Origin of the sequence: Candidatus Njordibacter sp. Uisw_002 (assembly GCF_047730155.1) — a bacterium.
In the GTDB taxonomy this organism is placed as follows: domain Bacteria; phylum Pseudomonadota; class Gammaproteobacteria; order Pseudomonadales; family Balneatricaceae; genus Njordibacter.
Genome location: NZ_CP159832.1, coordinates 455208 through 476846 on the forward strand (window position 1 = coordinate 455208; position 21639 = coordinate 476846).

Consider the following 21639-nt stretch of genomic DNA (forward strand, 5'->3'; position numbering starts at 1 on the left):
ATTTACCTTTAGGCTTTTATTTTTCAAAAGGTTAGGGTAATATACGCGCTCTCTGCGGAGAGGTGGGTGAGTGGCTGAAACCAGTTCCCTGCTAAGGAACCGTATCTTAATTGGTACCGAGGGTTCGAATCCCTCCCTCTCCGCCATTTTTTGAGCGCCCGTAGCTCAGCTGGATAGAGTACTCGGCTACGAACCGAGCGGTCAGAGGTTCGAATCCTCTCGGGCGCGCCATTTTTTAAGGCGCTGTTTTATAAATAATTTTTCGTTATTTTATAAAACGTAACTGTCAGTTATGCTGTCATGTTTACTTCTTTTTCTCTAATATCCTATTGGCGTCCTAGTTGACTCTACAGTTAACTAATTCAACCTACTATAGCTCTTTATCATCCCTCCTATCACACTACCCAATGGCCTGCGCAGTGGCTGTGGTTTCAGGTAGGGCATCCGCAGGGGTAGACTGTCCTTTTTTAAGATGGAACAGGATTTAGTCAATGACCTGATTATCCGCGATACAGGCGATGAGCTCTCCGAAACCCCACAGTGAGTGCAGGCCTAGATATCAGCATCAGTAAGTAATTGTGATGCTGAGCTGGTCAGTGTAAACCCCCTGGGCCACTAGCTGCGCTGGTGGGACGCTACCATAGGCGGTAAGGGTTTGAGAGACGCCAGTTCCGGTAAGCGCCACACCTGTGGGGTCGGTATTTCCCCATACCGTGCCGCGAGCCACATCTGAATAAACTTGATAGACTAGGTACTTGCCTGCTCCAGCAGTCATTCGGCGAACTGGCGCTTCAGCTGAACCAGATCCTGCGGAGGCACCAGCACTCATGGTGATCAGGGCCGCTGCACCTGAGGTGCAGGTCGAAACTACCGTGGCCTTGGCTTCAAGGGCGGTCGATGCGTTACCATCATAGGTTCCAAACGCCATTGGATTAGAGTCTATGGAGCAGGAATGCGCAACCGATACGCTAACGTTCAAGGTTGAAGTAGCCGTGCCAGCGTAGGTATAGACGCTAAGAGCAGTGGAGCCGAGTGCCATGGCCGACATGATAACGAGTTTAAGAGTGCTTTGATTGAATTTCGTTTTCATACTTTGTTCCTTTTGTTAAAAAGGGCCGTTTTTTGAAAGATGATATCTAGTACCTTCCTCATCGAACGGGTCTGAGCCGACGCGAAGCCGTTAATAAACTCAAATATACTGCCAACAATGCTACACAGAAAAAGCGAGAAAAACAAAAGCGGCTTGAGAATGAAATAAGAATAAGATAAACGAAGAGTTTGAGTTTGATATTTACCCGTTAAATGCCCGTTACAACCCCACACGTGTGATAGATATAAAGGTGTGCTATGCGATTAAGGACAACACATTTGATTTAATCGGCTTAGGATACTCTATTGGCTCTAGAATAGAGCATTGATTCTAGCTAGGCCACCAACCTGCCGCTGTTCGCCTCTGTGGTGACTAGAAGGTGTTGCCCGCTTCCCACGCAGATACTTTCGCCTAGATACTTCGTCAAAAATTTATCATTATAGCGATGGTGTCGCTGTAGCTGCCCGGGTGGAGGTTCTGGAGGGCGGGGATGCGGCCGTATACCCCGTGATTTACGCTCACACCAATACCGGTACCATTTACTCTAGCGGTGCCACTGGTGGCATCGCCCCAAACGACGGCGTGGTCAGCGGTGGTGTAAAGATTGTAGTTGAACCTGTGGGCGCCGCTGCCCATGACACGCTGCGTATGGGTCCCGCCGCCCGCGGTGAGGGCCATGGAATACCCGACGCCGCTAGGGCAGTTCACGTCAATGTTGCCGGTGCTATCAAGCGGTGTATTGCTGAACACATCATAACTTCCGAAGTTCACCCCTGTAACGTTAAAGGTACATGCATGACCCTGCTGCGCTGTTAGCGCAAAGGCTAATGCGACCAGCCAAGGCACCAAAACATTACGTTTGCAGGTGCCCGCAAGGGTACTTGCCGCTGCAGAACGAGCTGGTTGAAAAGTTCGGCAGGCGCTGGATTTTAGGCTTATACATACTCTCATGGTTCTACTCCCGTGCAGATATAAGTGCCCAGGTGCGGCAGCGGGTCGGTCGACTCAGGGAAAGGCAGCACGAACTCACAACTCTGCTCTCGCCAAGTGACTCTCAGCCTATTGCTCACCGCCAGCCCGGTCAGATAAACCTCGCCCCTCAAGCCGGTGGGGAATACTTCATTTTGTTCGACGTTATCTCCAATAATTTGCGCCTGTGCGCCCGCTGGTAAAGGGTCGCCGTTATCCAGGACCACGGTGAACAGCGCCCCGCGCGAGCGCTTAACTGGAAACTTCAGCAGCAGGCCACTGCGGAAATACGGCACGGCGTCGAGCTGCACCGCATCGATCTGCGCATCCAGCGGTAAATCAGCCTGCTCGATGCGCACCGTGTTCTTTTGGTACGGGCGTAGCCTTGGCAGCAGTGCACTACCGTTGGCGTCGGTGCGCGCTACCAGTTGGTTGTCCGCGTAGACGCCCACGCCAGAATAGCCGGGCACCTGCACCACGGCGAAGCTGTTGGTAATACGCCGGCTCAAAAAGGCGCTACCCCCTAGGAAAGCCACAGCGCCTCCTGCACTGCCGCGAAAGGCCGTCTGACCACTAATCTGGGATGCTCCCAAGGTATAGGTACCGACCTCATTTTGCGCGCTGACCTCCGCCTGGCGGTAATCTGAATCGCCCGCCCCAGCAACCAGGTGATAACCAACCCCGCTACCTGCTGGCATACTGTGGCTCACTGCTAAACGTGCCTGCTCGCGGCCTGGTTGCGCCGACGTGCTGATGCTGGCGTTGGTCTGATTGCCTAATGGCATAGAGAAATTCAGGTTGAAGGTCGTCTTTGCGTCCTCAGTGAGAGGCCTAGTCACAGACGCGCTCAGGTTGCCAAGACTCCCTATTTTCCTGCTATAACTGCCGGCCAGTATCTTAATTCCCTGCCGGTCACGGAAGGCCTGTTCCGTGTAGTTCGCTGTGAATGAGCCGTGGCCGCTAGTCGCCAAATTGACAAACACCCGGCTTATGTGTCGGGGCGCAAGCGCTTCGGGCTGCATGCCCAGCTTTACGAAGCGCTGGCTGGCGAACTGAGTGTTCACACCGAAACTAAAGGGCTGGCCCTGACGCTGCAACCCAAGCGCCAGTAATCCCCCTACGCCTTTATCGCTGTGGCTCGCAGCAAAGGAACCAGATAATACGCCAGCGGCAGGCAACATCAACACGCCGCCCAGCCCTAAGCTCTGCTGATGGTCGAGCAGCTCACCATGAATCTCGGCGGTGAACTGGTCGGTGATCCCTAAGCGGTGCGTACCGACCGCCAGGGCGCGGCCGTAGTTGTTGCTGTCGGTGCCAAAATTCCTGCGCACAAATCCCAACTCGTAAGAATAATCTTGCAGGCCCTGCTTCAGCAGGCGGGGTGTGGCATAAAAGGGCAAGGTTATGATTTGCTCGCGCCCTAAAATATCGGTTAACACCAAACGAGCATCCCCTTGGCCAGCCCTAACCGGCAGATCCTGGATGCTGAATGGCCCGCTGGGCACTTCGCGGCTCATGCGCAACGCATTATCAACATAAAGATCCACCGTGGAGGGCAGCGCAGCTTCTCCAGACATCCCTGGCACCGGGAAGGAGGTGACGCCAGGCTGGGTGGAAAAATTGGTCGCCCACTGCACCCCACCAAAGCGTATCGCTCCTCCCCAACTGCTCGTGCCGCTGATTCCGTCACCCAAAAGCAGGCTAGCCATTTGCATCGGCTGGTCGCGCGTCCAGGTGGTATCGAGCCGAACAGCCCTCGCTTGCCTGTTCAGGTCTAACGCCAAAATACGAGTTTGGGCTGTACCCCAGCTACCAAACCCCCCAAGTTCCAGTGCCCCGCCAGTATTGGTTTCCCCCGCCCTATGACTGGCAGTCACATCGTAATTAAGAAAGCCGCCGAGAGACGCCGGGGTGGGCGCACTGAAATTGGTTACCGTTCCCTTTAGCCGCGTGGCATCAAATAGGCTTGGCGGCGCTTGAACCGTCAGCACTTGGCTAGATTCATCAAATCTATACGACAGGCCTGCCAGCGCATCAAGCGCGAAGAAGTCTTCGCCGTACTGGGTAAGAGGGGCAGTATTCGGCAAGCGCAAGCGCCAGCGCCGCAGATCTTGAGCTCCCGCGAACAGACGACCGTCGCTGCGCAGTATAACGACGGTGCCTTGTGTTTGCTCGTTGATAAGCACCGCCATAAATACTTCGTCTACATCATGAACTGGATCTTCCGCCAGCGCCGCTAGCGGTGTTAGCGTCAGTATAGTCAGCAGAAGTAGGCGTGCATTGAGATACGTGATGGCATTAATCTTATGAGCAACCATTCCTGCCTGATACACATCAAGGCGCAATAATGACTTCGGCCTCAATGTCACCGGCATCCGTCTGAGCAAAAAGCTTTAAGCTGACGCCTGGCGGCGGAGCTGGGTTTTCCGGGTTAGCCGGCAGGATCCAGTCGCGGCTCTGACCAGCTAGTACATAATCAGACGTCTGTAGGGTTGCCCAAGGTTGCACGCTATCAATCAGTGATAACTTGAAGTTTTTAATTTGGATGTGGGCGTTACCACTATTGCTTAGGCTGATCTTGAGTGCGCCTTGCGAGGTGCGGACCGCCTGCCACAGCAGCAGTGGTTTGGTGTCGATCTCGGGTGAAACAAATACGGGCAGGCTGATACGTAACGTCATACGTGCACCCGAACCCGAAGAATCAGAATCGGGTGGCGGCGGCAATTCCTCTAGGATGACGCGATACGATAGCTCGCGCTGCGCATCAGGTGCGCGGCGCAGCCCAACTCGGACCAACTGCGAGTTTCCAGCTGGAATGGTAAAAATGGGTGGGTTGGCAAGTAACTCTCGAGTAGCTGCGAAAACAGCTTTCCCCTCCCGCTGTGACCAGCTCAGCACCTCCATTTGCATTGTTATTGGCTCAGTACCCTCGTTGCGCACGGAAAGCGAACCTATCTTCTGACTGTCCGATAGTGTTACACGCACCGGACTCACCCCAATTTTGCCGGCGTTAGCGATGCCAGCACAAATCACAAAAAAGAACAGGCCGCAAGCGGCCTGTTTTAACGCTCGTGTTAGCATTAGTAAGTGAGTGTGACTTGGACGAAGTCATGAAACGCTCCGTAGGAAGCCGGTTGTTCCTTCCCAATCGTACCATAGACCGTAGTGGTATTGTCACCTGCAGTCGCGGTGAATGATTGTCCTGATTCCTCATCATTTCCCCAAACAACGGGGCTTGGACCATCATCCTTATACAACTGGTAATTTAGTTTCGAGGTATCAGAGTGGGTCATTTGGCGTAATGGAACGGCATCGGTAGAACCAGTAACTACAGCGGATCCCCCATTCATTGTGATTGTTGCCGAGCCGCCATAAGTGCAGTTCGATGTTATAACAGAAGTAGCTTTTGTATCGCTTGTTGCGGTCGGATCATAACTTGTGAAATCTAACGTAGGGGCACTGACAGTGCAGGACATCAACACGGTCGTCTGAACTCTCATTTGATCGCCGACCGTCGTGGCAGCATAACCAGCAGCGCTAAAACCAGCGGAGCCAACTAACATAGCCGATACGATCGCAAGTTTAAGTTTGCTTTGATTAAGTTTATTTTTCATTTTTTGTTCCTTTCTATTTACAAATGCCGTTTTCGGCAAGGTGATATTTAATGACTTACCCATCGAATTATTTGAGCTAAGAAGATGGATTGGCAATAATACTATGCACACCTCCCCACAAAGTCAACAGATTTTGCTATAAATAAAATTTGGTTGCCAATTAAATCTGTATCAATATGATGCCTCAATCGCCGGCTAAAAGCAGTAACCTGCTGTATTAAATAGGTATTAATTCCTAAAACTTGTCTATTTGGTCAGCTTTTTATATAAAGTTGGTACAAAAATAAAAGTTAATCTACTTCCTCGCAATCTGGCCAAGGCCTGAAAAGGATTTCAATATGTCAAATGTTAGCTTTCAGAATCGTCTGCTGTATAGCTCGGGCATTGTCAGTCACGCACTCAAAGAGGCGGCAATGGGTGTGTTTATCCTGTTTTACTATAAGCAGGTGCTGGGCTTGTCGGGGACGCTAACTGGTCTTGCTATTGCCATTTCAATTATCTGGGACGGCATCAGTGATCCTATGATTGGCGCCTGGTCAGACCGTTTGCGCTCGCGTATAGGTCGCCGCCATCCGCTAATGATTGCCGCTGGCAGGTACTGAAGTCCTTCGAAAGGGCGGCAGCCCCGCCATATGGGTGAGCATGGCTCCAGTGAAATGGTGGCTACCATCGGTGCTTTTAATACGGTGGTCGGCAGCATTCAAAAGTTTACTGGCGTTAGAAGGGCAGCTTTCAGATGATGAAAGGCGATGCCATACATGAAAACGCACAGCGTATTAATCAAAGCCCAGCAGTGATCACGCTGGTCTAATGGGTGAAGTCTATTTATATTTGTAACCTTTTGTAACACTTTCCTACGCTGTGTGACGTTCACTTATGTAGACTCTCCATGCGGGAGTGTAAATGCCTCATAACAAGACTAATAAATAATAGGCCCATTAATGAACAAAAAATAAAATCTATTTAAAAAAATGTTCAATATTTGAACACCTAAATATTCTGCTATTGCAAAAATTCAACACCCTTGGCCCACCATTTGCAACAGTATTTAGGTATATTAAATATAGAAAGAACGCATCGTATCGTATTTTTGGAATATTACGAATGTTCTGATATTATAAATATTTTTGAGTTTTTTTAATGCAAAACTTTCACAACCATTGCAAAGACATCTCAGGTATTAGCTTTCAGAATCGTCTGCTGTATAGCTCGGGCATTGTCAGTCACGCACTCAAAGAGGCGGCAATGGGTGTGTTTATCCTGTTTTACTATAAGCAGGTGCTGGGCTTGTCGGGGACGCTAACTGGTCTTGCTATTGCCATTTCAATTATCTGGGACGGCATCAGTGATCCTATGATTGGCGCCTGGTCAGACCGTTTGCGCTCGCGTATAGGTCGCCGCCATCCGCTAATGATTGCCGCGGTTATTCCACTGGCTGCAGGTTTTGTAATGCTGTACGGGCCACCAGACACCGTGCTGAGCGACCAAGGACAGCTGTTTGCTTGGCTTTTGATCAGCATCCTGCTAGTACGCACAGCCCTGACCTTTTTTATGGTGCCCTACCTAGCCCTGGGCGCAGAGATCACCAACGACTATCACCAGCGCTCGCAGCTGGCTGGCATGCGCACCATTATGGCTTGGTTTATTGGCACTCTTGCTTCGGCCACCGGCCTGATTTTTTTATTCAACGAAGAAAATGGCCTAGACGGCCGCTTTGTCATCGATAATTACCATTTCTTTGGCTGGATCAACGGTTTCCTTGTCATACTGTTTAGTGTCATCTGCATTGCCGGCACCTGGCAATACATTCCCAAACTCTCCAGCGGCGCGGCAAATGCCAGCGGTAATATGCTGCGCGATCTATTCAGCACGTTTCGTAATAAAAACTTTAGATACATGGTGATTTTGGATATGGGTCTTGGTGGTATAGGTGGCATTACCGCGACATTACTAATGGTGACTTACACCTATTTCTGGCAACTGGATGCAACCCAGACTTCCATACTTTTTGCTGGTCCCATTATTGTCGCGATACTGCTGGTGGCTATATTTTCCGGATTTCTGAATCGACTGTTTGAAAAACAACAATTACTGCGCCTGACCTGCGCTTTGACCACCATCAACCTGCTCTGGCTGACACCGTTAAAATTGTTTGACCTGCTACCAGATAACAGTGCGGTGGTATTTGCCTTGATTTACGTCAATTGGGCAGTCCATGTGACCATGACTATTTTGCGTGTGATCGCTGTTCAGTCGCTGCTGGCTGATATCGTGGATGAGCAGGAGTTGGCCACTGGCAAGCGCCAGGAGGGCGTAATTTTTGCGGCGGCTTTCTTTTCTGCCAAATTCATTAGCGGCTTTGGCTACCTAATAGCTGGCCCGTTTCTGGACCTAATAGGCCTGCAGGCTGGAGCACGACCAGGCGAAGTGTCCAGTACGGTATTGTGGGGTCTGGGCCTGATTATGGGGCCGGGGCTGGCGATTATCATGCTGCTGCCCCTGTGGATGTCATTCAAAGTGAAGATGAGTCACGCCAGTCAGTTGGAAGTTCGCCAGGCCTTGTCACAGCGACAACAGGCAGGTGATAGTAGCAACAACGCCACACCCTAATGGCCAATAACGAACGAGATGGTGCTATAAACTATAGGTTGTTGAGTCCATTGATTTCTTCACTCAGCCTAACATGCAGTTCGGGGCTGGCATCGGACGCGTACGCCAAAAGTATGCTCTCTAATACCTGATGGCGGTATTGATCCAAATCAATGTAGCCATCCACCCAGTCAAGTCGCCCAAGCCGGTTGCTATTGTGAACTATTTTCATCATTGTGCTGGGTTGGATATTGCCTAAAAACAACCCACTCTCGTACCACTCCTTCCTGGGCGCTGCCACTTGCTGTGCCCGCTGGAAAAGTCCACCCGGAATTCTAGGATCAAACAATCTTAATTGCTCAGCCGACATAAATGCGGCACGATAAAAGTCGGCATCTTGTTCGAATGCAGCAACCATGTTGTCGAGGAAGAACTTGGCATTTTCAATAGGGTCAATGGGCGGGTGGTGCAGGAAAATACCCTGCATTTTTTCAATTAAATTCGAAACCAACTCTTTAATGATGTCACTTTTTTTCCCGAATAAGTTGTGAATCGTTGGTGTTGATACTCCCGCTTCGCTGGCAAGCCGGTTTATTGTAAAGGCTTCTACACCCTCCGACGCCATTAAGTGAGCGGCAAGTTCAAGGATACGTTGCCGGCGCTGCTTTTTATTAGCCTGGCGGACGGTGTTTCCATAAGCGACGCGTGGAGTCTTCATAATTATTTCTTAGATTAATATTCAATATAGCTAATATAATATTCTACGCCTCTTTGCGGTCTTTTTCAAGCAGTTTTGTGTCTAAGTAAAAACTTAATATTTGGCTTCAGTGAATTTGCCTGCCTAATTAGGCATGGGTGTTTGGTGCAAACCATCAGGCTAGGCTAGCTACTCACTAAGGCGATATGCAACGTAAGACTTTGTCAGCAAAGTAAAAAGATGTAATCAGTGTTGTTGGTAATTAAAAATATTGTTAATTTCACTGTCGAGACTTGATACTCTCTGAGTAGTTGCCTGCTCACTTTTACCACGGGGTTCACCCGAACCTCGGTGGTTTTTTTTGGCAGCCCAATCCTAGAGTTATTGCTCTGCCACCCTTTAACCCACGTTGGAGTTGTTATGATTACGATTATTACTATGGCCTGTGTCGCTGGCTTCTTTATCGGGATTGCTACTCACCTTACGCTTACTCAGTTAGCGCAGAAAAGGAAAGTAGAGCTTGTGCGTGTTGGTTCTAATTGGCAGGTCTATAAATAGTTAGGGCGGGGAAGGTTCTAGCGGTCCTTCCCTGTCACCCTGTTTTTATTTAAGTACCTTATGCAGACACAGTGAGCTATCCTTTGGACAGGTCAATTTATACGCAACAGTCGCTATAGGGGCCTTCTAAGCAGGGCGTTGTTGCGTTTGATTGTTATTTTGCTTGTAACTTCTTTGCTACTACAAAATAGCTAGAAGCTCCTTTATATATTTCTTCTGATGCTACAACCTGAAAGCCGTTAGCAATTAGTAAATCGTCTACTTCAGAGCTCGTTATCCTTCTTATAGGAATGGGAATTAATCCAATCTTACATAAGACCCTAACGAACTGAATTTGCAGATTAACTAACAACGACATCTTTTGCCGTAAGCAAGGTGTGACCGAAATAAATAAACCATCCGGATTTAACATTGCATTTATTCGTTGCGCAACATCCTGCGGACTAGGAACTGTGTGCAACATATTAAAAGCCAGAATGACATCATACGATTCGCTGGAATACTTTTTATCAAAAATATCCGATTGCTCGAAATTTACATTTTCAATGTGACCAAGAGCGGCTTTCTCTTTTGATATTGCAATCATCTTAGATGAAATATCAATTGCATGAATATCTTTTACCAGACTAGAAAATTGGCAGGACGCAGTGCCTGTCCCACACCCATAATCCAGAACAGAGTCGCTATCTTTCAAGAACCTTTTAGTATTTTCTCTAGATTTTTTATGAATGTACTCAAACCGCTCTTCAGTCTTGTCATAGTTTTTTGAAGCGTTATCCCAAAAACTTTCCGATTTATTCATTCTCTATACCTTAGGGTAAAATACCACAGATTATTACTGACACATTGAGAAAGCTAAGGTTACTCATCGTTTATTTATACGCACCTACCTATCCTTGTGTTGATGGTAGCTCTAGTTAACTTATATACACACGGCGCAGTTAGCTATAATTCACTAACATCAAACAAGAGTGCCTTGGGTGTAATACCAAAGGCCATGCTCAAAGACAAATTCACTCCTTTCGTGCAAGCGGTAAGCCTTACCATCAATTTTGTAGCGAGCCACAAACTCTACCATGCCTTGAAGCTCTCCAGGCTTGCCATATTGAGTGGTTACAATTTTAAGGCCAAGCCATTGTTGCTTCGCTTCAAAATCTAGGCTTTTTGGGCGTGTATTAAGGTGCCAGGTGTTTAACAGATAATCTTGGTTGTGCAAGCAAAAGGCTGTGTAACGTGAACGCATAAGTGCCTGCGCTGTTTTAGCTTGAGAGTCTTCGCTAAGTATAGGCTTACAGCATAAATCAAAGCTTACCCCTGATGTGCAATAACAAAGGCCTTCTTTTGGTGGTATAAAACCGCCCTTGTTTTTGCTCATAGGAGATCATCAATAGCATTTTTAAGTAGCCATGAAGTGGGAGTAATCCACTGTCTGTATCGGTCTACTACATTGCCATTTTTGTCTACTAGGTACTTGTTAAAATTCCAGCTAGGTGGCCCTTGTTGTTCATTAATGTGCTTGAATAAAGGATGCGCATTTTCTCCAGTCACCTCAATAGTTTGGCTCATCAAAAAAGTAACACCAAAATTATAAAAGCACACTTTAGCGGCTTCTTCTTCGTTTAAAGCCGCTTGATTAAAGGCGTTACTTGGAAATCCAATAATGACTAACCCTTGGTCTTTATATTCTTGGTGTAACTCTTCTAAACCTTCAAACTGTCCAGTAAAGCCACAATGACTAGCCGTATTGACCAACAAAAGTGGTTTACCTGCTGTGACTGCACACAAATCTAAAGGTTGGCCTGAATGAAGTTGTTTAAGCTCATGCTTTAACCAAGGGGCACAATCTGCCATGGCCGTATGAGATGCCAAAAGGCCAATAAAAAGTATAAATAAACAATGGGTAATACGAAGTGGAGACACCATAAGAGACTATCCTAAGCTTGTGATATAGCTGATATGAAAATGATTTACGATAAAGGCTTTATGTTGTAATAATAGGTTTGAAATATGTGATCTGTCATTTATATTCTATAGTAACTAGGGTGGATTAAGAAGCTAGGATCTGTAGGCAAAGAGCACCTGAGTGTTATCATTAGTGAAATTGAAAAAATATTAGAAAAGGGATGTATTATCGTGACCACACCAGACGAAGAAAATGAACCACTATTAGTAGGCATGCCAGCAGGTAATCCATCTTTGCGCACTGTAGCGATGCCCGCTGACGCTAATCCAGATGGTGATATTTTTGGTGGCTGGATTATGTCTCAAATGGATATCTCCAGTGGTGTGTTTGCAGCCCATGCAGCTAAAGGGCGCGTAGTAACGGTGGCGGTCGATGCTATGACCTTTCACAAACCTGTGTATGTTGGTGACGATGTCAGTTGTTATTGCAAACTTGCAAAGCGCGGTAATACCTCTATTACTGTGCTTGTAGAGGCTTGGGTTAGGCGTCGCCACAGTGATACGATAAATAAAGTAACACAAGGGATGTTTACCTTTGTTGCAGTGGATGCCAACGGCAAGCCAAAACCATTGCCTCCAGAATAAAGGCTTATTTAGGCTGGCTTCAATAGTGCATAAATAAAGGAAAGGTGATGGCGCAAAAAAATATTCTCTTCATTATGTTAGATCAGCTGCGTGCTGATGCGTTGTCCTGTTATGGAAATGAAGTGGTGCACACTCCCCACATAGACCGATTGGCCCAACAAGGCGTGCAGTTTAATAGGTGTTATGTTCAAGGCACCAGCTGTGGTAATTCTAGGGCATCTTACTACACAGGCCGACATGTGCGTTCTCATGGGGCCACTTGGAATGGTTGGCCTAACAGAGTGGATGAGTTAACTTTAGCTGATCATCTTGCAACCTGTGGTATGAACACTTATTTGATGGGTAAAACCCACATGAAGCCAGATCTTGCAGGTATGAAACGCCTGGGCCTTGAGCCACAATCAGAGCTAGGACGATTTTTGAGTAACGCTGGGTTTAGCCAAGGTGAACATGATGATGGCCTGCATACTATAGGTGTGGCTGGTGGTTATGGTGCAGGCACACCGGCTTATTATGATTATCTACGAAAGCATGGATATGAGGCAAAAAATCCTTGGGTCACTTGGGCTAGCGCCATGAAGGATGAAGAAGGTGTGTTGCGCAACGGCATGTTTTTAAAATATGGACACTTACCTGCCCGGGTAGATAAAACTCATTCTGAAACTGCATACACGACCGATCGAGCCGTCGAAATGATTGAGCATTTGGGGCATCAAAATTGGTGTTTACATTTATCTTATATTAAACCTCACTGGCCCCTTGCGGCGCCTGCACCTTATCACCAGATGTATCGCGGTGTTGATTTGCCAAAAGCGATAAAGTGCGAAGCTCAAAAGCAAAACCCTCATCCTATTTATAAAGCTTTTATGGATTTGCCCCAAAGCCAAACCTATGCCAAAGATGAGTATCGCAATCATGCCTTGCCCACATATTATGGCTTGGTGAAAGAAATTGATGACAATTTAGGGCGCTTATTTGAAGCTTTGAAGCTGCAAGGTCAAGATAAAAATACCATGATCGTATTGACGTCTGATCATGGCGACTATTTTGGTGATCATTGGTTAGCTGAAAAAGATTTATTTCATGATGCTGTAGCTCGTGTACCACTGCTTATTATGGACCCTAGTGTTGCCGCCAACTCAAGTCGTGGCACTCAATGTGATCAATTAGTGTGTGCCATTGATCTAGTGCCCACCTTCGTAGATTGGGCTGGTGGTCAGCCCCAGTGGAATTGGTTGGAAGGGCAGTCGTTGGTGCCAGTGATTCATAATCTACCTATGATTGAGCGAAACTGCGTGGTGTCAGAATGTGACTATGGCGTAATGGACTTTACCCAAAAATTGGGCCGTACCAGTGATAATGCCCGCATGACCATGTTATTTGATGGGCGCTACAAATATATCCACTGTTTGGGTTTTAAACCCATGCTATATGACTTACAAGAAGATCCACAAGAGTTTGTAGATCTAGGTCAAGATGGTGGGTATAAAACTGTGCGTGGGCAACTTGGTGAACAAATGTTGGATTGGTCTGCGGGCCTAAAAAACCGTGTGAGCGTTAACCAAAGCATGGTTGATCGTCAGCTAGGTAAAGCAGGTGAGGTGGGTATTTTAATTGGTTATTGGCAACAAAATGACGTACCTCAGGCTCAGCAACTTGTGCCTGAGGTACCAGATAAATAGCAAAAGTTAACTGCCTATGGTGTCTGTTATGGTGTTTCGTAAGTGCCCAAAATTTGCATTTCTCCACTGCGCTTATGCCAGCGACCACGCGCCATGACATCAGTAATATGGTGTTGCTGATCTAAAACCACCATGTCGGCGTCTTTGCCTTGCACTAGCCTGCCTTTTTGAGACAGTTTTAATAAGTCGGCCACGTTAGAGGTAAAGGGCAAAAGGGCCTCCTCCATAGGCACATGGTTATTTAGCACTTCAGCTAAGGTTTTCACCAAGGTGGATGCGCAGCCTATGCCCATGCTCTCAGGCTCTCCTTCGGCATTAAAGTGAGGTAGACACCCGCCACCATCAGAGCTAATGGTTAGCTTATCAGCAGGATAACCCCCATCGCGATAACGTAAAAATGCTTCAGCCGCAGACCAGCCCGGTGCGCTGTGACCCTCAGGGAAGGCAGTTACATCTAGCCTTACCCCTTCAAGAGACAAAGGTAGTGCTTCATCAAATAGGGTTTTGTTACGGTTAATGTGGGTTGGGTTAAATACTCTAGCTGGAATTTCACAAGTGTCCAGCGCTTCACGCACAAGCTCTAGGCCTCGTTTACCATCGCCCATATGAATATGTAAAATACCGGCTTTGCCCGTCATTAAACCAGCTACATGAGCTTCACTTGCTACGCGCAAAAACTCACTCAAAGTAGGCTGGCTTGAACGATGATCACTGATGGCTAATTCTCCCACACCAATCACTGGGTCAATAAACACGATGTCTCCACGAGCACTGTCTGTAAGGGTAGTCAAAGGCAAGTGATAGCCCCCAGTATGACACCAAGCAGACATACCTTCTTCACGTAAACCATAGGCTTGAGTCACTAAGCTCTGGGTGTTGCGGGTGAGGTCGTCTGTACCTAATACACCCACCACACTTGTCACACCAAAGGCTGTAAACTGCGATAAAAATACAGGAGGCACGCGGCTAGCTGGGCCTGTTTCACCGCCGCCACCGGTTATATGAGCATGTCCATCTATGAATCCGGGCACCAATGAAGCCCCTTTTAAATCGGTCACTTCTACCTGCAAGGCGTTATCTAATGCAGGTAAGTGTGAACCGATGTAAACAATGGTCTGTCCAGCGATAAGCAAGTGACAAATGCCCATGGCCTCTGGTGAAAAAAGGTTAGCGTTGGTGATGAGCTTTAGCATGGTGAATCCGTATGTTAAATAATTAAAAGAACTTAAGTCACTACTGTAAATCTTGTATCAAGGTCATTTATTTATCCCAATATTGTAAGGTGCATAGTAAGCCTTTTTGGATCCTAAAAAATAGTAATAGAGCAATATATGCACTAAAACATGAATGTGTTATCTATTTTTCTTTGATTGAGCCAATTAAATGCTATGGTTGATCGTGTTAATCCACTATAAAAACAGAAGTAAGAGGCTATACATTAACCTCTAGGTGAAAATAATGAGCCGTACAGAAGGTCGCCGCCGCAAAGTAAAGCAAGCACCTATTAAATCGTTTGCTATTCATCAGCTTGAAAGGCAAGTAAAACGTAACCGCTTTGCGCCAATGGCTGCGCTTGAGCCAGAGCAAGTTGAGCTAATCCATGATGCCTCTATGGATATACTTGAGCAGCTAGGTATTGAAGTGATGGGCCAAGCGGCGCTTGATTTATTTAAGCAAGCAGGTGCAGATGTAGATGCCCAAGGCATTGTGCGCATGGACAGAGCTTTGGTGATGGAGTGCATCAGCAAAGCCCCTTCACAGTTTACCCTTACGCCCCGTAACCCTAATAATGCTTTGGATATTGGATCTAATATAATTCACTTTGGCTTAACTTCTGGCCCACCAAATGTGCACGACTGCATCAATGGGCGTCGTCTGGGAAATTTCACAGACTATGAGCACATGATTCGTTTTGGCCAATATTTTAATGTTATTGATTTTTTTGGTAATCAGGCCGTGGCCCCCACAGATTTGCCGCCTAATACCAGACATTTAGATACCACCTTTGCTAACCTAACTCTTGCAGATAAAGTGTTTTTTGCCCAAGGCATTGGCGCTGGGCGTGTTAAAGATGCTGTCACAATGAATGCGATTGCTAACGGTATGACATTGCATGAGCTGGCCCAAAAACCAGCCACAATGACCAATATCAATATAAACTCACCTCGTAAGTTGGATGACAGTATGGCCTATGGCGCCATGCAAATGGCAAAAATGGGCCAAGCAGTAACAGTGACACCCTTTACACTGATGGGCGCCATGACCCCAACCACTATGGCAGGCGCACTGGCCCAACAAAATGCTGAAGCTTTGTTGGGTATTGCCCTAGTGCAATTGACCAAAGCTGGCGCGCCAGTAGTGTATGGCGGTTTTACCTCAAACGTTGATATGCGCTCAGGAGCCCCTGCTTTTGGTACGCCAGAGAACTGTTTAGCCAATATGGCCAGTGGGCAAATGGCCAGACGATATAACTTGCCCTACCGCACCAGTGCCTGCAATGCGTCTAACGCAGTAGATGGGCAAGCGGTATACGAAACCCAAATGGCTTTGTGGGGCTCGGTGATGGGCCACGGTAATTTAATTTATCATGCAGCAGGTTGGTTAGAAGGTGGTTTGGTCGCCTCTTTTGAAAAAATTGTGATGGACTGTGAAATGCTGCAGCACATGGCAGTGATGATGCAGCCTCTAAAAATAGATACCATTGAAATTGGTATGGAGGCTATGGAAGAGGTAGGGCCTGGAAGCCATTTCTTTGGTTGCAGCCACACTATGGAACGTTATAAAAGTGCCTTTTACCAGCCGTTTTTGAGTGACTGGAAAAACCATGAAAGCTGGGTTGAAGCAGGGTCCAAAGATGCTACCATGAGGGCCACTGAAATTTGGCAGAAAATTTTAGCCGAGTTTGAACCACCCAAAATAGACATCGCTAAAAAAGAAGAACTTGAAGCATATGTAGCCAAACGCAAAGAAGAGCTTTGTGGCAGTGAGCCACTACTTGAGCCGATTGATTAGAGCCTATCGAAATAGCTAGTACGCGACATAACACATTAATAAACAAGGTTAACTCATGGCATCTCATTACCCATTAGCAGACGCACAACATACTGCCATTGTCCCAATAACGATTGATCTTCGCAGTGACACTGTGACACGACCAAGCGAAGCTATGCGAGAAGTGATGGCCAGTGCCCAAGTGGGTGATGATGTGTATGGGGATGATCCTAATGTAAATGCCCTAGAACATGAGGCAGCCCAGCTATTAGGTAAACAAGAAGGTCTATTTTTACCCAGTGGCACCATGAGTAATTTAGCCTGTGTGCTGGCGCACTGCCAAAGAGGTGAAGAGGTTATAGTGGGTGATCGCTATCACATTAGTTGTGATGAAGCTGCAGGGGTGGCGGTGCTTGGCAGTGTGGCAATACATTCCATAAGCACAGATAAGTTTGGCTATTTTAATCTTGATCAGCTCAATGCGTCGGTGAAGCCCAATGATTTTCATTGCCCCATATCACGGCTACTATGCCTAGAAAATACTGTGGGAGGATGCATTCAAGAGCAAAGCCATATTGATGCTTTAGTAGATTGCGCTAAATCCCACGGGCTATCCACTCACATGGATGGCGCCAGACTCCTTAACGCTGCGGTAGCGCAAAACTTGCCACCAGCTCGATTAGTAGAATCTATCGATACGGTGTCTTTGTGTTTATCTAAAGGCTTAGGTGCGCCTTTAGGTTCGGTATTAGTTGGCCCTAAAGATACCATTCAAAGGGCGCGAAGGTTACGTAAAATGCTAGGTGGAGGCATGCGACAAGCTGGCGTGATTGCAGCTGCAGGCCGATACGCCTTAACTCACAATGTCGCTCGCTTAGCGCAAGACCATGTGCGTGCACAAATATTGGCCACGGCTCTTGAAGGCATAAAAGAGCTGTATTTAGATCGAACTTTAGTGCAAACAAATATGCTTTTTATACAATCTCCACAGATGCCAGCCTTGGCTGATTATCTAGCTAAGCGAGGTATTGCCATCACAGCTGTCGGAAAACATTGCCGGATTGTTTTACATAAGCAAGTGGATGATAAGGCTGTACAGAAAATTTCTGAGTCTATAAAAGCCTTTTTTACGGCCGCTTAAATGGTTTTATAAAGCCGTGTGTTAATCATGTCCAGTCATATGCTGTGGTGGTGATGGCTAATAAAGTAGTGTTTTTAATTGTCTAAAGTGCAGTATCCTTAGCAAAAATTTGCCTATTAAGGGCTTTATCATGATAATAACTACGCTAGTGTTTTTAGCTTTACGCTTTTTATAAATTTTAGTGACCACTTCTTACTATGCAAACTCTCGCACTGATCGACGATGATTTAGAAATCCGTCAGCTTCTAAGCCAATACTTGAGCCAACAAGGGTTTGATGTGATTGCTTTTGCTGATGGTGAAAGTTTCTTAAAAGCCCAGATGTCCCAGTTTGATCTAGCTGTTTTAGATATAGGCCTGCCGGGTATGGATGGGTTAGATGTGTGTCGCAACTTAAGACAAACCTCAAGCTTACCAGTAATTATGCTCACAGCAGCCAGTGATGACCTGGATCGTATTTTGGGTTTAGAGCTAGGTGCTGATGATTATATGGGCAAGCCGTTTAACCCTCGAGAATTGTTAGCTCGGGTAAAAGCTTTGCTGCGCCGCGTCAAGGTTCAGCAACCTGTGGCCAATTCAGAAAATACGCCTACCTTAAGCATAGATACTCTAACGCGCAGTGTCAGCTATGCAGGCACTAATCTGCCACTCACTGGTGCTGAATTTGATCTGCTTAACCTTTTATATCAACACAAAGGGGAAGTGCTCAGTCGAGATGCCATTTGCCAAGTATTACACGGGCGCAATGCACAACCCTTTGACCGCTCTATAGACACCACTATTAGCCGTTTGCGCAACAAGCTTAATCAAGTGGCAGGCGATAGTATTCAAAGTGTGCGAGGCAAGGGCTATGCGCTGGTATTAGTGTGAGTTTATTAAAAGGGATATGGTTAAGGTTACTCCCCAATTCTATAATGGCACGTGTCACCATGGTGCTCTTTGTTGGCATTTTGATGGCTCAGGTTTTTGGTACTTGGTTGTGGGTATCACAACTTAAAGCCAATGAAAGAAATCGTTTAGTGGACGTGTCCCAAACTATGGGTTCTCGTATTGGCCAAACAGTACAGTTTTTTAAGAAGTTGCCAGACCAATATCGCCACATTGTATTAGATCAGCTGCGTGATATGGGAGGCACCCGTTTTTTTGTCTCAGTTAATAAGCAGCATATTAGCTTGCGCAATATCCCTCAAACAGATTTTTCACAATTGGTTAGGCAACAACTCAGCACCAGTATTGTTACTCAAATGGGCGTAGCAAACGGGCTGGATATTCAATTTGTTGATTTTGATGATCTAAAAATACTATCTGGCTCTAATTTAATGGTGGACTTGTCGCCCAAATGGAAACGCTTTGCCCTCATAGAGCCAGGTGATGATAGCCCCATTGCCGTGGTGCAATTACCCGTAGCCAATGAATGGATTTACTTAGCTGCAGTGATTCCTGAAGGCCACATGCTCACCGGAGTAACTTGGCTTACAAGTGAGCGTATGTTAAGTATTAGCTTAGTATCTTTAACCGTGTTGTTGCTTACTTTGCTTTTGGTGCGCTGGGTAGTGAGGCCTTTGCGTCTATTGGCTAGGCAAGCAGAGGCCATAGGCAAGGGTCGCAAGCCTCGCCATATGCGTGAGCAAGGCTCCAGTGAAATGGTGGCTACCATTCGTGCGTTTAACACTATGGTTGGCCGCATTCAAAAGTTTACAGGTGACAGAGAGCGGCTCTTTGCTGCTATTTCCCATGACCTTAAAACCCCGCTTACTAGAGCAAGGCTTAGGGCTGAAATGATCTCTGATACGGATCAAAAGCAGGCTTTAATTGGTGATTTAGAAAATTTAGAAACCATGGTGAAAGGCAGTTTGCAGATGATGAAAGATGATGCCATTCATGAGAACGCAAAACGCATTGATCTAAGTCAATTGCTTTTGGATTTAGCAGCAAACAACCAAATATATGGGCTACCTATAGAGTTAGACATTCAGCCTGGGTTAGTGATCGATGGACGCAGCATGGCCTTGCAACGCCTATTTAGCAACCTTGTTGATAATGCACTAGCCTATGGTAAAGCTGTGAAAATAGTAGCTAAAGCCAACCCACAGGGCACTTTAATTTCCATCATGGACCCAGGTCCTGGTTTAAGTGATGCCGATAAAGCCAGAGTATTTGAACCTTATTATCGTATTAATCAAAAACCCAGTGGTGACCACGTTGGTCTTGGGTTGGGCATTGCGCGCAGCATAGCCAACCTTCACGGAGGGGAGTTAGAGCTTAAAGACCGAAGGGGTGGTGGTCTAATGGTTGAAGTTTATTTCTATTCGTAACCTTTTGTCACACTTCCCTACGTTGTGTCACGGTGACCTATATAAACTCCTGCTACCGGAGTGTGACTGCCGGATAATAAGACTAATGAGGAATTCACATGAACACAAAGTTAACAGGTTTGGCTTTAGCCACTATGATGGCTGCGGCACCTAGCGTACAAGCAGGCGAAGTAGAAGTATTACATTATTGGACCAGTGGCGGTGAAGCTGCCAGTGTGGCATTTTTAAAGGATCAGTTAGCGGCCTCTGGCGTAGATTGGGTTGATTTTGCAGTAGCTGGTGGTGCAGGTGAAAGCGCTGCGACAGTGCTTAAATCTCGTGCTATTTCTGGCAACCCACCTACAGCTGCACAAATCAAAGGCCCATCTATTCAAGACTGGGGCGAGCTAGGCTTTTTGACTAGCATCGATGACGTTGCTCAAGCGAACAACTGGGATGAGATTTTACCAGAAGTCGTATCAAACGTGATGAAGTATGAAGGCAAATATGTAGCTGCACCAGTAAACGTACATCGTGTTAACTGGTTGTGGGCTAACCCAGAAGTATTCCGTAAAGCAGGCGCTACTATCCCAACAACTTGGGATGATTTCATGGTACAAGCTCAAAAATTAAAAGACGCAGGCTACATTGCCCTAGCTCACGGTGGACAAGCTTGGCAGGATGCTACTGTATTTGAAGCGGTTGTTCTAGGTGTTGGTGGTGCTGACTACTACAACAAAGCTTTTGTACAAGCAGATATGGATGCACTAAACAGTGCAACTACCAAAGAAGTCTTTGAAACCTTTGGTCAATTGCGTCAGTTTGTTGATATCAACTCTCCAGGACGTGATTGGAACTTAGCCACCTCTATGGTAATCAATGGTGAAGCAGGAATGCAAATCATGGGTGACTGGGCTAAGGGCGAATTTAAGGTTGCAGGCATGAACCCTGGCACAGACTATGTGTGTGTAGCAGCTCCTGGCACTTCTGGCGCTTATACCTTTAACGTAGACTCATTTGCTTTCTTTAACCAAAGCGATGCTGACAATACTCAGGCTCAAAAAGTGATGGCCAAAGAAATCTTAAGTACCGATTTCCAACGTGTATTTAACCTTAACAAAGGTTCAATTCCAGCACGTTTAGGCATGGCGCGTACCGAGTTTGACTCTTGTGCTCATGACTCTATGGATGCATTTGTTGCTAGTTCAGCATCAGGTAGTTTAGTGCCAAGTTTTGCTCACGGCATGGCTGTTTCAGAAGCGGTTTCAGGGGCAATCTATGACTCTGCAACTCAGTTCTTTAACTCAGATGACTCTGCAGAAGCTGGTGTAGCTGCACTTGTAGCAGCGGTTGCTGCTGCTAAGTAAGCACAACTTGCTTTGTCATTGCCAGCTTCATCGGCAATTATAGGCTGGGCCCAATCGTTGCAATGATGACTGGGCTTAAGTTTGGCAATGACATATTTCTA

The 21639-nt window shown here is 46.7% G+C and carries 20 protein-coding genes and 2 tRNA genes; 12 read left to right on the forward strand and 10 right to left on the reverse strand.

All coding sequences use genetic code 11. The features are described 5' to 3' along the window. The first annotated feature begins 56 nt into the window (after positions 1 to 56). Together ABXT42_RS02170 and ABXT42_RS02175 are read left to right on the forward strand one after the other, a co-directional pair. A tRNA-Ser gene (locus ABXT42_RS02170) sits at positions 57 to 146 on the forward strand. 8 nt (positions 147 to 154) lie between these two features. Beyond that, positions 155 to 231, forward strand: a tRNA-Arg gene (locus ABXT42_RS02175). A 334-nt stretch (positions 232 to 565) separates the two neighbouring features. Here ABXT42_RS02175 and ABXT42_RS02180 read toward each other — a convergent pair. From ABXT42_RS02180 to ABXT42_RS02200, 5 genes are all read right to left on the reverse strand, one after another. Then, the gene (locus tag ABXT42_RS02180; protein ID WP_443628742.1) at positions 566 to 1090 is read right to left on the reverse strand and encodes a Csu type fimbrial protein; all 525 of its coding nucleotides are present in this window, start codon (positions 1088 to 1090) and stop codon (positions 566 to 568) included. Positions 1091 to 1513: 423 nt separating this feature from the next. After that, the gene (locus tag ABXT42_RS02185; RefSeq protein ID WP_443628743.1) at positions 1514 to 2041 is read right to left on the reverse strand and encodes a Csu type fimbrial protein; all 528 of its coding nucleotides are present in this window, start codon (positions 2039 to 2041) and stop codon (positions 1514 to 1516) included. Further along, a complete protein-coding gene (locus tag ABXT42_RS02190; RefSeq protein ID WP_443628744.1) occupies positions 2038 to 4404 on the reverse strand; it encodes a fimbria/pilus outer membrane usher protein in 2367 nt (788 codons plus the stop codon). Before ABXT42_RS02190 ends, ABXT42_RS02185 begins: the two co-directional genes overlap by 4 nt. Then, positions 4394 to 5140: a fimbrial biogenesis chaperone gene (locus ABXT42_RS02195; protein WP_443628745.1), complete on the reverse strand. Its 747-nt coding sequence runs from the start codon at positions 5138 to 5140 to the stop codon at positions 4394 to 4396. Before ABXT42_RS02195 ends, ABXT42_RS02190 begins: the two co-directional genes overlap by 11 nt. Next, entirely contained in the window at positions 5140 to 5736 is a 597-nt protein-coding gene (locus ABXT42_RS02200) for a Csu type fimbrial protein (RefSeq protein ID WP_443628746.1), read from the reverse strand. Before ABXT42_RS02200 ends, ABXT42_RS02195 begins: the two co-directional genes overlap by 1 nt. 350 nt (positions 5737 to 6086) lie before the next feature. Between ABXT42_RS02200 and ABXT42_RS02205 the strand changes: the two genes are divergently transcribed. Both ABXT42_RS02205 and ABXT42_RS02210 read left to right on the forward strand, forming a co-directional pair. Continuing rightward, positions 6087 to 6275: an MFS transporter gene (locus tag ABXT42_RS02205; protein ID WP_443628747.1), complete on the forward strand. Its 189-nt coding sequence runs from the start codon at positions 6087 to 6089 to the stop codon at positions 6273 to 6275. A 538-nt stretch (positions 6276 to 6813) separates the two neighbouring features. Next, complete coding sequence (locus ABXT42_RS02210; RefSeq protein WP_443628748.1) at positions 6814 to 8283, forward strand: MFS transporter; 1470 nt, start codon at positions 6814 to 6816, stop codon at positions 8281 to 8283. Between the two features lie 31 nt (positions 8284 to 8314). Here the strand turns inward: ABXT42_RS02210 and ABXT42_RS02215 are convergent, their stop codons facing one another. Next, positions 8315 to 8980, reverse strand: coding sequence for a TetR/AcrR family transcriptional regulator (locus ABXT42_RS02215; protein WP_443628749.1), 666 nt, complete (start codon positions 8978 to 8980; stop codon positions 8315 to 8317). A gap of 399 nt (positions 8981 to 9379) precedes the next feature. On the opposite strand from ABXT42_RS02215, the gene ABXT42_RS02220 reads away from it, so the two are divergent. After that, on the forward strand, positions 9380 to 9517 hold the full coding sequence (locus ABXT42_RS02220) for a hypothetical protein (protein WP_443628750.1): 138 nt from the start codon (positions 9380 to 9382) through the stop codon (positions 9515 to 9517). Between the two features lie 154 nt (positions 9518 to 9671). On the opposite strand, the gene ABXT42_RS02225 is transcribed toward ABXT42_RS02220, so the two are convergent. The 3 genes from ABXT42_RS02225 to ABXT42_RS02235 form a co-directional block, all read right to left on the reverse strand. Continuing rightward, the gene (locus tag ABXT42_RS02225) at positions 9672 to 10319 is read right to left on the reverse strand and encodes a class I SAM-dependent methyltransferase (RefSeq protein ID WP_443628751.1); all 648 of its coding nucleotides are present in this window, start codon (positions 10317 to 10319) and stop codon (positions 9672 to 9674) included. A 159-nt stretch (positions 10320 to 10478) separates the two neighbouring features. Then, positions 10479 to 10892 (reverse strand): YchJ family protein, encoded by a 414-nt coding sequence (locus ABXT42_RS02230; RefSeq protein ID WP_443628752.1) that lies wholly within the window; start codon positions 10890 to 10892, stop codon positions 10479 to 10481. Further along, positions 10889 to 11440, reverse strand: coding sequence for a glutathione peroxidase (locus ABXT42_RS02235; RefSeq protein WP_443628753.1), 552 nt, complete (start codon positions 11438 to 11440; stop codon positions 10889 to 10891). The genes ABXT42_RS02230 and ABXT42_RS02235 overlap by 4 nt, the downstream gene beginning before the upstream one ends. Positions 11441 to 11650: 210 nt before the next feature. Between ABXT42_RS02235 and ABXT42_RS02240 the strand changes: the two genes are divergently transcribed. Beyond that, positions 11651 to 12064: an acyl-CoA thioesterase gene (locus ABXT42_RS02240; RefSeq protein WP_443628754.1), complete on the forward strand. Its 414-nt coding sequence runs from the start codon at positions 11651 to 11653 to the stop codon at positions 12062 to 12064. A gap of 47 nt (positions 12065 to 12111) precedes the next feature. Further along, positions 12112 to 13746 (forward strand): sulfatase-like hydrolase/transferase, encoded by a 1635-nt coding sequence (locus tag ABXT42_RS02245; protein WP_443628755.1) that lies wholly within the window; start codon positions 12112 to 12114, stop codon positions 13744 to 13746. Positions 13747 to 13772: 26 nt separating this feature from the next. On the opposite strand, the gene iadA is transcribed toward ABXT42_RS02245, so the two are convergent. Continuing rightward, a complete protein-coding gene (iadA, locus tag ABXT42_RS02250) occupies positions 13773 to 14939 on the reverse strand; it encodes a beta-aspartyl-peptidase (protein ID WP_443628756.1) in 1167 nt (388 codons plus the stop codon). Between the two features lie 265 nt (positions 14940 to 15204). Between iadA and ABXT42_RS02255 the strand changes: the two genes are divergently transcribed. From ABXT42_RS02255 to ABXT42_RS02275, 5 genes are all read left to right on the forward strand, one after another. Then, the gene (locus ABXT42_RS02255) at positions 15205 to 16758 is read left to right on the forward strand and encodes a trimethylamine methyltransferase family protein (RefSeq protein WP_443628757.1); all 1554 of its coding nucleotides are present in this window, start codon (positions 15205 to 15207) and stop codon (positions 16756 to 16758) included. Between the two features lie 55 nt (positions 16759 to 16813). Further along, entirely contained in the window at positions 16814 to 17878 is a 1065-nt protein-coding gene (gene ltaE, locus ABXT42_RS02260; RefSeq protein WP_443628758.1) for a low-specificity L-threonine aldolase, read from the forward strand. Positions 17879 to 18075: 197 nt separating this feature from the next. Further along, positions 18076 to 18747, forward strand: a complete 672-nt coding sequence (locus tag ABXT42_RS02265; protein WP_443628759.1) for a response regulator transcription factor — start codon at positions 18076 to 18078, stop codon at positions 18745 to 18747. Positions 18748 to 18806: 59 nt separating this feature from the next. After that, positions 18807 to 20192, forward strand: a complete 1386-nt coding sequence (locus ABXT42_RS02270; protein WP_443628760.1) for an ATP-binding protein — start codon at positions 18807 to 18809, stop codon at positions 20190 to 20192. Between the two features lie 98 nt (positions 20193 to 20290). Continuing rightward, a complete protein-coding gene (locus ABXT42_RS02275) occupies positions 20291 to 21538 on the forward strand; it encodes an ABC transporter substrate-binding protein (RefSeq protein ID WP_443628761.1) in 1248 nt (415 codons plus the stop codon). The last annotated feature ends 101 nt before the right edge of the window (positions 21539 to 21639 follow it).

Coding starts and splice junctions, on each gene's coding strand:
- ABXT42_RS02265 (WP_443628759.1), top strand. CDS start 18,076: ATGCAAACTCTCGCACTGATCGACGATGATTTAGAAATCCGTCAGCTT.
- ABXT42_RS02220 (WP_443628750.1), top strand. CDS start 9,380: ATGATTACGATTATTACTATGGCCTGTGTCGCTGGCTTCTTTATCGGG.
- ltaE (WP_443628758.1), top strand. CDS start 16,814: ATGGCATCTCATTACCCATTAGCAGACGCACAACATACTGCCATTGTC.
- ABXT42_RS02235 (WP_443628753.1), bottom strand. CDS start 11,440: ATGGTGTCTCCACTTCGTATTACCCATTGTTTATTTATACTTTTTATT.
- ABXT42_RS02200 (WP_443628746.1), bottom strand. CDS start 5,736: ATGGGTAAGTCATTAAATATCACCTTGCCGAAAACGGCATTTGTAAAT.
- ABXT42_RS02270 (WP_443628760.1), top strand. CDS start 18,807: ATGGTGCTCTTTGTTGGCATTTTGATGGCTCAGGTTTTTGGTACTTGG.
- ABXT42_RS02230 (WP_443628752.1), bottom strand. CDS start 10,892: ATGAGCAAAAACAAGGGCGGTTTTATACCACCAAAAGAAGGCCTTTGT.
- ABXT42_RS02185 (WP_443628743.1), bottom strand. CDS start 2,041: ATGAGAGTATGTATAAGCCTAAAATCCAGCGCCTGCCGAACTTTTCAA.
- ABXT42_RS02180 (WP_443628742.1), bottom strand. CDS start 1,090: ATGAAAACGAAATTCAATCAAAGCACTCTTAAACTCGTTATCATGTCG.
- ABXT42_RS02275 (WP_443628761.1), top strand. CDS start 20,291: ATGAACACAAAGTTAACAGGTTTGGCTTTAGCCACTATGATGGCTGCG.
- ABXT42_RS02245 (WP_443628755.1), top strand. CDS start 12,112: ATGGCGCAAAAAAATATTCTCTTCATTATGTTAGATCAGCTGCGTGCT.
- ABXT42_RS02215 (WP_443628749.1), bottom strand. CDS start 8,980: ATGAAGACTCCACGCGTCGCTTATGGAAACACCGTCCGCCAGGCTAAT.
- ABXT42_RS02255 (WP_443628757.1), top strand. CDS start 15,205: ATGAGCCGTACAGAAGGTCGCCGCCGCAAAGTAAAGCAAGCACCTATT.
- iadA (WP_443628756.1), bottom strand. CDS start 14,939: ATGCTAAAGCTCATCACCAACGCTAACCTTTTTTCACCAGAGGCCATG.
- ABXT42_RS02205 (WP_443628747.1), top strand. CDS start 6,087: ATGGGTGTGTTTATCCTGTTTTACTATAAGCAGGTGCTGGGCTTGTCG.
- ABXT42_RS02225 (WP_443628751.1), bottom strand. CDS start 10,319: ATGAATAAATCGGAAAGTTTTTGGGATAACGCTTCAAAAAACTATGAC.
- ABXT42_RS02195 (WP_443628745.1), bottom strand. CDS start 5,140: ATGCTAACACGAGCGTTAAAACAGGCCGCTTGCGGCCTGTTCTTTTTT.
- ABXT42_RS02210 (WP_443628748.1), top strand. CDS start 6,814: ATGCAAAACTTTCACAACCATTGCAAAGACATCTCAGGTATTAGCTTT.